10 protein-coding genes are annotated in these 13,990 nt (G+C 43.3%); 8 read left to right on the top strand and 2 right to left on the bottom strand.

Annotation, left to right across the window (positions count from 1 at the left end; genetic code table 11):
- Positions 1-3 precede the first annotated feature (3 nt).
- The 4 genes from FSB76_RS31285 (at position 4) to FSB76_RS31270 (ending at position 4,542) form a co-directional block, all read left to right on the top strand.
- Entirely contained in the window at positions 4-1,164 is a 1,161-nt protein-coding gene (locus FSB76_RS31285) for an IPT/TIG domain-containing protein (protein WP_147060570.1), read from the top strand.
- Between the two features lie 63 nt (positions 1,165-1,227).
- Positions 1,228-1,767 (top strand): carbohydrate binding domain-containing protein, encoded by a 540-nt coding sequence (locus tag FSB76_RS31280; RefSeq protein WP_147060568.1) that lies wholly within the window; start codon positions 1,228-1,230, stop codon positions 1,765-1,767.
- 63 nt (positions 1,768-1,830) lie between these two features.
- Entirely contained in the window at positions 1,831-2,742 is a 912-nt protein-coding gene (locus tag FSB76_RS31275; RefSeq protein ID WP_147060566.1) for an AraC family transcriptional regulator, read from the top strand.
- Between the two features lie 63 nt (positions 2,743-2,805).
- The gene (locus FSB76_RS31270; protein ID WP_147060564.1) at positions 2,806-4,542 is read left to right on the top strand and encodes an alpha-L-arabinofuranosidase; all 1,737 of its coding nucleotides are present in this window, start codon (positions 2,806-2,808) and stop codon (positions 4,540-4,542) included.
- A gap of 143 nt (positions 4,543-4,685) precedes the next feature.
- Here FSB76_RS31270 and FSB76_RS31265 read toward each other — a convergent pair whose 3' ends face one another.
- Positions 4,686-5,420: a LytR/AlgR family response regulator transcription factor gene (locus FSB76_RS31265; RefSeq protein ID WP_147060562.1), complete on the bottom strand. Its 735-nt coding sequence runs from the start codon at positions 5,418-5,420 to the stop codon at positions 4,686-4,688.
- A gap of 2 nt (positions 5,421-5,422) precedes the next feature.
- Complete coding sequence (locus tag FSB76_RS31260; protein ID WP_147060560.1) at positions 5,423-6,541, bottom strand: sensor histidine kinase; 1,119 nt, start codon at positions 6,539-6,541, stop codon at positions 5,423-5,425.
- Positions 6,542-6,780: 239 nt separating this feature from the next.
- Here FSB76_RS31260 and FSB76_RS31255 point away from each other — a divergent pair, with 239 nt between their 5' ends.
- The 4 genes from FSB76_RS31255 to FSB76_RS31240 all read left to right on the top strand — a co-directional run bounded on the left by FSB76_RS31255 (position 6,781) and on the right by FSB76_RS31240 (position 13,976).
- Positions 6,781-9,234: a TonB-dependent receptor domain-containing protein gene (locus FSB76_RS31255; protein WP_147060558.1), complete on the top strand. Its 2,454-nt coding sequence runs from the start codon at positions 6,781-6,783 to the stop codon at positions 9,232-9,234.
- Between the two features lie 32 nt (positions 9,235-9,266).
- Positions 9,267-10,307 (top strand): glycoside hydrolase family 43 protein, encoded by a 1,041-nt coding sequence (locus FSB76_RS31250; protein WP_147060556.1) that lies wholly within the window; start codon positions 9,267-9,269, stop codon positions 10,305-10,307.
- Between the two features lie 197 nt (positions 10,308-10,504).
- Entirely contained in the window at positions 10,505-11,203 is a 699-nt protein-coding gene (locus FSB76_RS31245) for a hypothetical protein (RefSeq protein ID WP_225976365.1), read from the top strand.
- Between the two features lies 1 nt (position 11,204).
- On the top strand, positions 11,205-13,976 hold the full coding sequence (locus tag FSB76_RS31240; RefSeq protein WP_147060552.1) for a TonB-dependent receptor: 2,772 nt from the start codon (positions 11,205-11,207) through the stop codon (positions 13,974-13,976).
- Positions 13,977-13,990: the final 14 nt, after the last annotated feature.

Raw genomic sequence — 13,990 nt, 5'->3', positions numbered from 1 at the left:
GCTATGAAAAATTTAAAATCGATATTTTCTTACTGCATACTTTCGCTTGTGGTGGTATTCAGTATCAGCTCCTGTAAAAAGCACGATAGCGGCGGCGATGGCCCCCCGGTAATTACCAGGATACGCACCGTTTATCAAAGCACCCAAACATCGCAAACGGTTACTGCTTTTGATTCAACAACAAGCGACGGAAAGATAGGAACCTTATATGCAGTGATAGGTAATAATTTAAGCACAACTAAAGCTATTTATATTAACGGTGTATCAATATACTTTAACATAGCATACTCATCAAACACCACGCTTCAGTTTTCAGTACCTGCCACGGTGCCGTTTAGCAACGACACCACCAGTAACGTACTCACCGTTGTTACCGCCCACGGAAAAGTTAGTACCCCTTTTATAATTGAACAGCCTGCCCCTGGCATAACAACAGTTAGCCAGCTGGCAGGTAACGCCGGCGATGTTATCACCATAACAGGTACTACATTTAATGGCCTCACAGGTGTATCATTTGGTACAGTGCCGGCTACAGTACTTACCAAGTCGCCTACGGTAATAACTGTAAAAGTGCCATCAGGTTTAACTGCTGCACATTTATTGGTTACCACATCGGCTACTAAAGGCGGCGGCGTAGGTACGGGGCCGGTTGTAACTTCGGGCACAAGCTTATTATCAAACAACGTTTCATCAGCTAAACAAACCAATTCCATATTTGGCTTCAATACAGCAATTTTTGAAGATGGATACGAAAACGGATGGAGCGATTATGGCTGGGGCGCAGGAGCGAAGGATGATAAAACAAACATCAGGAGAGGAACTACATCCAGGACATACAGCTACACCGGCGGGTACGATGGTTATGTAATACAGCCGGGCAGCGGTAACAGTGTTGATGCTAATACAGCCCTTAAGTTTTCAATTTTTGGCGGCAAAGGCACAACCGGTAAAAATATCCACCTGGTACTCAATTACAATTTTAACACTGCCGTGCAGATAACCCTTACCGAAGGCAAATGGACAGATTATCAAATTCCAATTGCTAACTGGGTGGATGCAGGCAATCCGCTGCCTTCAAGCATCAGTGCACTGGTTTTCCAGGAATTTAGCGGTAACTCATCTACTTTTAGTATGGATGATGTTGGCCTGGTAAATATTAAATAGCAGGCTTAATCAATATCGTCGCCAGCATAAACCTGGCGGCGATATTTTAAATTCATTTGACTGATGAAAGCGATTAAAATAATATTCAGCATGGGTTTGATATTGCTGATGTTAAAAGCCAACGCGCAAAAGAATTTGCTAACCAATGGGGGCTTTGAAGATGATTTTTATGGCTGGAATGATGGTGGCGGGCAAATTACGCCCTGGAATATTAAAAGTGGCAAAAACAGCTGCGCCATTGTAACCACCAGCACCGATAAATGGGTGGGTATTGATCAAACCGTACGGATTCCTAAAAAAGCTACAGCAATAGAATTTAGCGCCTGGTTAAAAACCTTAAATGTTGTTAAAGGTAAAAATGATTGGGAAGGTGCCCTGTTTAGTGTTGCGTTTTTGGATAGCAATGATAAAGAAATAAATGGCGGCGACAATATTGCCCGCATAACCGGCGACCAGCAATGGACGCTTTATGCCAAAGTGATTAATATACCCCCAAAGGCCGTAAGTTTTAAAGTTTTAATTGCAATGGGCAACGCCTCGGGGACAATGATTGTAGATGATGTTGCAGCTAAAGAGGTAATTGAGCAGCCTGCCGTAAAGTAACCATCTTATACAGCCACTTAGCCTAACTAACTTGTTTTTGAATTTTGTGATACCGATTATTTTATGACGACAAGCAATGTAATGCGAGAAAATACCCCGCTGACAGCAGGCGATTGCTTTACTGTTTTTGCGAAGGTTGATAATAATTTTGAAGGGCCGCTTCATTACCATGACGATTATGAGCTGCATTTGGTTTTAAACGCCAAGGGGGCCAAACGCGTTGTTGGCGGACATATAGACGTAATTGACGATTTGGAACTGGTTTTGGTAGGCCCCGGCCTTTATCATGGCTGGTTTGCCAACGAGTGTAAAAGCCAGCAGGTAACCGAAATAGTAATTCAATTTCATAAAGACCTTTTTGACGAAAAGTTTTTACAACGTAACCAGCTTAGTTTTTTGAAGGGAATGTTGCAACGTGCGCCAATGGGGGTTCTTTTCTCGCCCGAAACAATTATCACGGTCAGGGATCGTCTGGTGGCGCTGAATAAACAGAGCGGCTTTACATCGGTTTTGGAATTGTTATCCATACTGCATGAGTTGTCAACATCGGCAGATATGAAAACCCTGTCTGATCCCAGCTTTATTAACGAGAAATTTTACCATAACAGCCGCCGTATCGAAAAAGTATTTGAGCATATGAACACCAACTACAACCGCAAGGTTTCCCTTGCCGAGGTTGCCCGTGTTGTCCACATGCCCGAGGCCTCTTTCAGCAGGTTTATAAAAAAGCGCACCGGCAAAACTTTTACCGATAGCTTAAACGAGATAAGGTTAGGACACGCCGCGCGGATGCTTATTGACTCGACAACTACGGTGGCCGAGATAGCTTATGAGTGCGGTTTTAACAACATATCCAATTTCAACAGGATTTTTAAACGCAAAAAACAATTTACACCCAACGAGTTCAGGTCAACCTATATGGTTGCCGGTTTTATGCATGGCCCGCACGTTGGCTTAAAAGCATCAGTGGCTTAATTTATACAAAAAAAAGGCAAAGGAAAAAGCCCGATAAATACCGTTACGGTAAAAAACAGTAAAATGAAAGTGATAATAAATAGTGTATTTACAATATTATTGGCCCTTATAACTTTAACGGCATGTAAAAAGGATAAAAAGACCGATACAACGGTTGTTGATACAGGAAACGGGGGGGCGACAGGCCCAATTACTTCGCCAACCGACCCCGGAATCGCCGTTTCGCAAGGTTTTTTTTTAGATAGCTGGATAGCTAAAACATTTACAAAGCCAGCTACAACAAGTGTGGCTAAGCCAACAGCATCTTCGGTTACGGTAACGGCAGATTTTGCCCAGGTAGTCTCGAAGGTGTCAAACAACCTGTTTGGCAATAACATGAATCCGTTTACCAGTCAATATACCGACGCAGGCCTGGTAAAAAACATCACCAATCTATCGCCCAACATTATCAGGGCGCCGGGAGGCAGCTTGTCTGATGTTTATTTTTATGATTTGCCCGCGGGTGGTAAACCGGCTGATGTGCCGGCTCAATTATTAAAAGCCGATGGCAGCGCCGACCCTGCTACGGGATACTGGAGCGGGATGGTAACCGATAGCTGGTCGATAAGCCTTAGCAATTACTATTCGCTGCTGCAAAAAACCAACAGTACCGGCATTATTACGGTGAATTATGGCTATGCCCGTTATGGGTTGAGCGATCACCCGGTTGAAACTGCTGCACATTACGCCGCGCAATGGGTAAGGAATGATAAGGGCCGAACTAAATTATGGGAGGTGGGCAACGAAAATTTCGGTAACTGGGAGGCCGGGTATCGTATTGATGTATCGAAAAATAAGGATGGCCAGCCCGAAATTATAACGGGCCAGCTATACGGAACACATTTTAAGGTTTTTGCCGATTCGATGCGCAAGGCTGCCAGCGACATAGGCGTTTCCATTAAAATAGGTATTGTACTTACCGAAACAGACGACCAAAATAATACTACAGGTGGGCAAAACTGGAATTCGGGTGTTTTATCTGCTGCCGGATCATCGCCCGATTTTTTTGTAGTGCATAATTATTATACGCCTTATAATCAAAATTCAACACCCGAAGTTATCCTGGCAACGCCATCAGCAGTTACCGCTCCGATGGTAAGTTGGGTAAACAATTCTGTTCAAAAGGCAGGTGTGGCTCAAAAGCCCATAGCGTTGGACGAGTGGAATATATTTGCTTCGGGTTCAAGGCAGCAGGTGTCTTACGTTAGCGGTGTGCATGCCGTTTTAGTACTGGGCGAGTTAATTAAAAACCAGGTAAGCATGGCCTGCCGCTGGGATTTGGCAAACGGCGGCAGCGATGGTAACGATCATGGTTTATTTACTTTTAACCAGGATGGCACCGCAAATTTTACCCCACGGCCGGCATTTTATTACCTGTATTATTTCCAGAAATACTTTGGCGACAGGATGATCAGTTCAACAGTTAGCGGGAGTACCGATATTGTTAGCTATGCATCTTCGTTCACATCGGGCGAAGCCGGTGTTACACTTATAAATAAAAGCGGCACCGACCAGGTAGTTAGCATCAATTTCAAAAATTACTACACCGGCTCTAATTACTATTATTATACTTTGAAAGGTGGTACCGACAACGGATCGTATTCGGGCAAAGTAACCGTTAACAACAATGGCCCTGCCGGCGATGTTGGTGGTCCGGCTGGTTATGCCTCGCTTGCTGCAAATTCATCAGGCACCAGTGGCGGAATAACTGTTAGCGTACCGGCAAGAGGTGTGGTGTTTTTGGTTTGCGATAAGAAATAAATACCGTGTTTAACGAGAGTCCCAAGTCAAAAGTCTTAAGTCAATTTATTCTTTTTTTACTTGGAACTTAAGACTTGGTACTTATAACTTAAAAGTAGTGTAAAACGTGTTTGTTACGGCACCGGTTGTCGTAGCAGGCCGTTTTATTTTTTATCCCAAAGCCTGTTGGTAACCACCTGCCCAATCACCTGCTCGCGGTAATTGCGGCTTATAGGAATTTTATTGGCCTGGATAAATATCTCATTACCTTCAATCCCATCAATTTTATTGACGGCCACAATGTACGATTTATGCACCCTGATAAATGACTTGCCAGCCAGGTTCTCCTCCAGGTTTTTAAGGGATAACATGGTTACATATTTGCCTTTCATGGTAAAAATGTTTACGTAGTTTTGCATTCCCTCTACATAAAGAATCTCGTCCAGCGGCACCTTTTCATATTTGCTGCCACACTTAATAAAAAAATAATCATCCTGTTTTTCTGCTTTATTGATATCTGCCGATGTTGTTTTGGTGAGCAGCCGGTGATAATCCCGGGCTTTGCTCGCCGCCTTAAAAAAACGTTCAAACGTGATTGGTTTAAGCAGGTAATCCAGCACATCCAGCTGGAAGCTTTCCAGGGCATAGGTAGGGTAGGCGGTAGTAATAACCACCATAGGCGGTTTTTGCATAATTTTCAACAACTCTATCCCGTTCATTTTAGGCATCTGGATATCCAGGAAAATCAAATCGGCAGGTTGCTGGTCAAGCAGTTTCATAAGCTCAAGCGGGTTTTCGCAGGTGCCGGCCAACTGTAAAAAATCTACCTCCCGAACGTAGTTCCCAAGCCCTTCGCGGGCCAATGGCTCATCGTCAACAATTATACAATTGATATTCATATTTAAGCCATTTGCATTGTTGGTGATATTTGCAGCACAGCAAGTGTTAACTGTAGTTTTACCGTAAAAGTATCGGGTTGGCTGTCAATATCCAATTCATAAATACCGGGATACATTAAATCGAGCCTCCGTTTAACGTTGCCCAGTCCTATGCCGCCGTATTTTATTGCCTGGTTTGCTTCGCCGGCTGCTGTACTGTTGCTTACAAACAGGTTTAGCCGTTGCCCTTGAAGTTCAAGTTTTATGTTGATCCAATTACTGCCGTTTACATGGGCCGATACGTGCTTGAAAGCATTTTCTACAAAGGTCATCAAAATAAAGGGGGCAATGCCCAGTTGGCCTGCAATGGGTGCCGTCAGCTGTATATCAGCTTGTACTTCGGTATCATGCCGCAGCTTTTCCAGTTCTATAAAATTTTCAAGATAGGCTATTTCTTTTTGAAGTGGGATTTGCAGATCGTTGCATTCATACAGCTGGTGCCGCAACAATTCAGAAAATTTGGCCAGCGAAGCCGATGCCATATTGGGATTTTTGTGGATAAGGAAAAAAATGGAATTGATGCTGTTAAACAAAAAATGAGGGTTAAACTGGTATTTTAAAAATTTAAGCTCGGTTTCCAGTTTCTCTTTTTCAAGCATTTGTTGCCTTTTTTGCGTTTGTGCCCAGGTTTTAGTAAGCTTAATACTCATGGCAAGTGTGCTGCTGGCCACCATTGATGGCAGCGGATTGGCCAGGAAAAGGGTGAAAAAGTTATGCGGGCCGTTACCATATAAATCATCCATTGTTTTGCCCGATAGGATGGCGCTTAAAAAATAACCCGGAACAATCAGCATGGCAGCGCCGATAATGGTTAATAACTCGTAAGCTATGTACTGCGCAAATTTGCCCTTTTCCATATAGCGTGGCATCAGGAAATATAGGTTAAAATACGCCGCCAAAGCCTGGAATACCAGGTAAAAAGTAAACTTTACCGTATAGGGCGAAAAAAAGATACTGCGCGCCACGCCAATAGGATCGCCCTGGGAAAATACCCACCACAGGTAATTATATAAAAACCAAAAAGGAAGATGGTATAATTTATACCTGATAAGCCAGTTTTGTTTGGATTGAATTTGAGGCATAAGCTAAAGATACAGCTAAATGAATTGTTTTTTAATGGCCACAATCTCAATGGGGCTAATTAATTGACCAAATGCACCTGTTGGCATATAACCGGTAAATTATAGCGGAGGCAGGCCGTTTTAATAAATTCCGGCGCTTTTAATGTATTTCGTCAATCGGGGTAGTACGGTGGTCAATCGGTTTTTTGTGGCTTGTTAGGTTTGTATTCCTTTGGTCAAACAACCATCACAACCCGCCTATGAAATACTTAATCATCAGCTTCCTCTTATTTTTTGGGCAGTCATCGTTTGCCCAGGTGTCAGGGAAATTTGTGGATGCCACCGGGCAGCCCGTTTCATTTGCAACAATAATATTATTGGATAGCACCGATAACGCGCTGATAAAATCAACGCTTACTAATGATAAAGGCACCTTTAGGTTTGAACCTGTTGGCCAGGGCCGGTATATTGTTAAGGTAAGCGATATGACTCACGAAACATGGTCGTCGCCCGTATTTGAGCTTACAGGTACAAAACCATCAAAAAACCTTGGTATTATTGAGCTAAAAGCGGCCTCCAAACAATTAAGTGAGGTTACCATTGTGGCCAATAAACCTTTGGTGCAGCAGGAGCCGGGCGGGATGGTAGTAAATGTACAAAGCAGTATTTTAACAAAAGGCAGTTCGGTGTTACAAGTTCTGCAGCGCTCACCCGGCGTAATCGTTAATCCCCAAAACACTGGCATCACCCTGAACGGAAAGGCCGGCGTAATGGTGATGCTGGATGGCAAACTGATGCGGATGTCGATGCCGCAGGTGCTTACTTTACTAAACGGCATAAGCGCCGATGACATTGAAAAAGTAGAACTGTTAAACACCCCGCCTGCAAAATACGATGCCGACGGCAATGCCGGGCTTATTAATATTGTTACCAAAAAAAATAAACAGCGGGGCACAAACGGGTCTGCTACTGTTACGGCTGGGTATAGCCAGGGTGAAAAGGGTTCAGTAAATGCCTCAATTAACCACAATACAGGTAAGGTGGGCCTGCGGGCTTCTTATTCGTATGCTCACGATCGCGGCCATAGCGAATTGTTTGCAAGCGGGACGGAAATTGTACCAGCCATAGGCGGGCAAACCGAATTTTTATACAAGGGCCTGGGCAAACCGCTGGCCAAATACCAGGATGCCGAAATTGGCGCCGATATCCGGCCCAATCAAAAGACAACCGTTGGTGCCAGTATCTATTTTGCAGCCGGGACCGACCACAACAATAATTACAACCATGGGCACTATGCCCTTAAGCCCGATTCTGTGCTGCTGTTTAATTCCTACCTCGATGGCATTAATCATACTTACAATACCATCGGCAGCATTAACCTGGAACGTGAACTTACTAAAGGCGAAAAAATTAATTTTGACGCCGATTATATTTATTACAAAAACAATGGGCAAACCAACGTTCAAAGCACCTTTGTTGATAACTATGGCAACCTGGCCGGTGCCGGCGACAGCCTGTATGCCCCCCGCCAGCGCGACCTGGCCAGTACCGCTATAAAAGTATCGGTACTTAAAGCGGACTACTCAAAACAAATAAATCCAAACCTGAAATTTGAAGCAGGTGTAAAAGGCACCTTTACCCGCAGCAACAGTGTATCCGGAATAGAAAATATGCAAAACGGCCAGTGGGTGTTAAGCAGCGTAGGGGTATCTAATAACCTGGTTACAAAAGAGATGATTGGCGCGGGCTATGCAACTTTGAACGCGAAGCTGGATACCGCTACCAGCCTTATCATTGGCGCACGATATGAATACTCGCACAACAGTACCGATAACGCCAGCAATGCGCAATATGATATCGACCGGAAATTGAAGAAGCTGTTCCCGAGTGTATTTCTGACGCGGAAGCTTAATGATCATTCCGAATTACAGTTATCCTATACCAAACGCGTCAGCCGTCCATCCTACAGCGACCTGGCTTCGTATGTAACCTATAACGACCCTGTATCTGTTTTTACTGGCAACCCGGCGTTAAAACCCACCATTACCGATAATATTAAACTGGCCTATAATTACCACGATTATGTTTTCTCGGTTTTATTTAGCCGGGATAAAGATGTGATATTGCAAACGCAAATTTCTACCGGGCCATCTAAAGGGTTGGTTTATCTTGCCCCGCAAAACGCCCCTTATCAAAATAACATCACCGTGCAAACAAGCATCCCGGTAAAAATAACAAGCTGGTGGGAGGGGCGCTATGGCTTTGTTGGCGGCTGGCGACAATACAAAGTGGACTATACACCGCAAACCTTTATCAAATCATACTTTGCCGGATCGGTTGATTTTAGCGAAACGTTTAAACTACCTAAAAGCATTTCCGTGGAGGTCTCCGGTTATGCCTATTCGCCGGCATATTATGCTACCTCAAGAAGCAACGGAAACAGTATGCTTAACCTTGGGATAAAAAAGGAACTGAATAACAATAAAGGCAGTTTCCAGTTATCAGTTACCGATTTGTTATCGTCGGCAAGTTATTACAGTTACATTGGTCACTTAACCCGCGATGCTTTTAATTCGCAGGTACAGGTACGGTATAATGCCGAGTCAAGGAGTTTTCCCTTCGTCAAGCTTACCTATTATCGCTCATTTGGTACGAAAAACAAAGCTCAACGAAAAGATGATAACGCATCCAAAGATGAAAGAGGGCGGCTATGAATTATATAAAAAATTGTGTCCTATATTAGGGCATGAAAAACATTATAAAAATCTGCGTTTTATTAATGGTTGTAGCCCAATCGGGCTTCGCCCAGCAAAAAACTTTCACCAATCCCCTGCTGCCTTCCGGTGCCGATCCATGGGTTATTTACAAAGATGGTTTTTACTATTATACCAATTCAACGGGTAATCACCTGGCTATCTGGAAAACAAAAGATATTACGCAGCTGAAAACTGCTGTTAAAAAAACAATCTGGGTACCACCCGCAGGTACTAACTATTCAAAAGAACTTTGGGCGCCCGAGCTTCATTTTATAAAAGGTAAATGGTATATGTATTTTGCTGCCGATGATGGCAATAACAACAACCACCGGATTTATGTGATCGAAAATCCGGCTGCTGACCCAACAGAAGGTACCTGGACATTTAAAGGCAAGGTAGCCGATGATACCAATAAATGGGCCATAGATGTATCGGTATTTGAAAACAAGGGACAGTTATACATGATTTGGGCGGGCTGGGAAGGCGATGTGAATGTGCAGCAAAACATCTACATAGCCAAAATGAAAGATGCCTGCACCATCGATGGCCAGCGGGTAAAAATATCAAGTCCTGAATTTGACTGGGAGAAGTACGGCGACCTTGGCGCACAATCAAACCCGCCGCACGTTAACGTAAACGAAGGCCCCGAGATTTTAAAGCATAACGATAAATTATTCCTGGTTTACTCGGCCAGTGGTTGCTGGACAGATTACTACGCGCTTGGGATGCTCAGCGCATCAACAAACAGCGACTTAATGAACCCGGCATCGTGGACAAAATCCACCCGGCCGGTATTTAAACAATCGCCGGATAATGGCGTTTATGCCCCCGGTCACAATTCATTCTTTAAATCACCGGATGGAACGGAGGACTGGATATTGTACCACGCCAACTCCCAACCAGGCCAGGGCTGCGGCAACGAACGCTCGCCCCGGGCACAAAAATTTAGCTGGAAAAAAGACGGTTCGCCCGATTTTGGCGTACCATTAAAAGCAGGAGCGGTGATGGATGCACCATCAGGCAATCGGTAACGAATTAATTTTACGAAATGTTGCCTGATTAAAGCTGTTAACACCGTATTAAATATTGTAACAAATTGACTATATTAAGCTTGAATAACTGTTAAATTAATAAAAATTTGCTTTGATGGTTAAAAATGACTTAATTACTTTATAAATATTAACTGATGCCTACTCGTTATCCAATCAAAATAATATGTTATTTTGTTATGGCCATGCTGTGTAAAACAGCATCGGCACAATCTGCCGATAGTTCAAGCTATGATGCTGCTGTTGGTAACGTGACAAACCGGTTTTACCAGGGCGTTGGCGAACAATCGCGCCTGTATAATGGCCTGGTTTATGATTCTTACGATTCATCCATCAAAGGTAGCCCTTACCTTGACGATGTTGATGCCTGGCGCCCGGGCTCGGTTGAGTACGATGGCCAAAACTTTGAAAATGTATCGATGATTTATGACCTGTACACCGATCAGCTGGTGGTACTGCTCTACAATCATGCCTCGCCAATTGCGCTGATAGCCGATAAAGTTTCCGGTTTTGATTTACATGAACGGCATTTTGTTAGGGTAGCCAACAATAATGGCGGTATAAAAGCCGGCTTTTACGAACAACTTTATGGCGGCAAATCGCAATTAATAAAACGGTCCGAAAAATTGCTTAAATCCACATCCGGACCCAATGGCCGGGAGCGGTTTTTTGTGCCCTTTAAAGAGGTGCCAGATTATTATATCAAAAAGGGATTGGTCTATTACAAAGTGAGCAGCCAAAGCTCGGTGCTTGATTTGTTTGCCGATAAGAAGAAAGAGCTTAAGCAATACATCAAAGACAAGCACCTGCAGTTTGATGACCTGCGCGAACTGGCGCTGACTTCGGTAACGGCCTATTATGATAGTATAACCAAATAATATGAAAAAAATTTACCTGGCTATTCTTCTTTTATTGGCGGTTAAACTATTGCATGCGCAGGTTACTTCAAAAAGCATCAGCGTTAATTTTCAACAGGCAGGCATTGATCTGTTTGCCGGCGATCTTGAGACTAAAACAGGTTACCGGTTTTTTTACGACCGCACCCAGTTTGATAGCTTAAAAATTACGCTACAAGTAAATAACCAGCCGCTGGAAGATGTGCTTAGGCAGGCTTTTCATAACTCTGGTTTTCAATATACCATTGTTGCATCAAAAATGCAGGTGTTTTTAACGCTTGGGAAAGAAATTCAGACACAACCGGCCGAAGGTTATTTTAACACCAAGCCAGGGCAAAGCAAGCCCGTTATGCCATCGCCGGTAATTGATTTTACAACAGCGCCCGTTAAAAAGCCCATAATTGAATCAACCGTCGAAAATAAACTGTACGAGATTGGCATAAAAAGCAATGAATTAAAACCCGGTAAAGCTACTTTATCGGGCTATGTAAAAAGTGCTAAATCGGGCGTGGCCATAGCGGGGGCCAGTATTTATGTAAGCAATACCAGTATTGGGGTTACAACAGATCAGTTTGGTTATTTTACATTGGCGCTGCCCCGCGGCAAACAATTGCTGATAGTTAAAGGGATAGGCATGAAAGATGCACGCAGGCAAATTATGCTATATACTGATGGCGAACTGAATATTGAATTGCAGGACCAGGTAACAACGCTTAAAGAAGTAAAGATATCTGCAGATAAAGTGGCCAATGTGCGCAGTACCGAGATGGCCGTAAGCCGGTTAGACATTAAAAGTATAAAACAAGTACCCGCTGTTTTTGGCGAGGCCGATGTTTTACGTATTGTATTAACATTGCCAGGTGTGCAAACCGTTGGCGAGGCTACAACCGGCTTTAACGTTAGGGGAGGTGCGGCAGACCAAAACCTGATATTGCTTGATGATAAAACAATTTATAACCCAGCCCACTTTTTTGGTTTCTTCTCGGCCTTTAATCCCGATATTGTAAAAGGGATAGAACTTTACAAAAGCACCATTCCCGAGAAATTTGGTGGTCGTTTATCATCAGTGTTGGAAGTTACCGACCGCGAGGGCAACAAAAAGAATTTTACAGGTTCGGCAGGTATAGGATTGCTTACCAGCAGGCTTAATGTAGAAGGGCCTATAGTGAAAGATAAAACGTCGTTTATTTTTGGCGGCCGCACCAGCTATTCAGATTGGTTATTAAAATTATTGCCCGAGGAATATAAACACAGCCATGCATCGTTTTATGATTTTAACCTCGATTTAAGTCACCAGGTTAATAAGGACAATAACATTTATATTACTACCTATTTAAGCAACGATAATTTCAGGTTAAACAGCGATACCACTTATAACTACAGTAATAAGAACGCCAACATTAAGTGGAAGCACAATTTTAGCAGTAAGTTATACAGTCTGTTGAGCGTTGGTTACGATGGGTATAAATATGATATTGCCAGTACAGCAAACCCGGTTAATGCCTACAAACTGAAATTTGGTATTAATCAAACCAATTTAAAAGCTGATTTTACCTATTATCTTAATCCTAATAATACCATCGACTTTGGTTTAAGCTCTATTTATTATAAACTAAACCCAGGCAGCGAAACGCCCAATAGCTCATCCTCATTAATAATTCCCGATAAAGTGGCAGATGAACAGGCTTTGGAAAGCGCCTTATACCTGGGCGATAAAATTGACATTACGCCCGATTTTACTATTAGCGCGGGTATCAGGTATTCGTTGTTCAATTATTTGGGCGCACAAACTGTACGCAACTATGCGCCCGGCTTGCCGCGTACCCCGGTCAATGTTGTTGATAGCGCCAACTATACCAGCGGCAAAGTCATAAAAACGTATTCCCGGCCCGAAATCAGGGTATCTGCCCGTTACAATATCCAGGATGACCTGTCATTAAAGGCCAGTTACAATACCCTTGCGCAATACATTCACCAATTGTCAAACACTACAGCTATATCGCCCATTGATATTTATAAACTGAGCGACCCTAACATCAAACCACAATACGGCAGCCAGGTATCGCTCGGCATATTTAAAAACGCGCAGCAAAATACCATCGAAACATCGGTAGAGGTTTATTACAAACACATTGACAATTACCTGGATTATAAAAGCGGAGCAAAACTGGTAATGAGTCATGCTATTGAGCAGGAAGTTTTAAACACCAAGGGCAAGGCCTACGGGGTCGAACTTTCGGTACGTAAAACAACCGGCAAGCTAAACGGCTGGGTTAATTACACTTACTCTCGCACGTTTTTAAAGCAGGACGATGCCATTGCAGGCCAGCTCATTAATGGCGGGGCATATTACCCGGCTAATTACGATAAACCGCACAGCTTTAATTTTACCGGCAACTATCGCATAACCCATAGGTATAGCGTTTCGCTGGATGTTACCTACAGCACCGGCAGACCTATCACGTTACCTATTGCCAAATATTATTCAAACGGTGCCGAACGGGTATTTTATTCAGGGCGGAACGAATACAGGATCCCGGATTATTTCAGGTCCGATTTTTCTATCAATATAGATGGGAACCATAAAATACACCAAACTTTCCATAACTCATGGACGGTTGGGGTTTACAATTTAACAGGAAGGCAAAATGCGTATTCAACGTTTTTTCAGCAACAAGGCGGAGCAATCAACTCGTACCAGCTGTCAATTTTTGCCAGGCCGATACCCTTTATAAATTATAATATCAAATTTTAATGTTGATAGGAGGG

Origin of the sequence: Mucilaginibacter ginsenosidivorax (assembly GCF_007971525.1) — a bacterium.
Taxonomy (GTDB): Bacteria; Bacteroidota; Bacteroidia; order Sphingobacteriales; family Sphingobacteriaceae; genus Mucilaginibacter; species Mucilaginibacter ginsenosidivorax.
The sequence above is the reverse complement of the archived record's forward strand: the minus strand, read 5'-3'. Positions and strand labels throughout refer to the sequence as shown.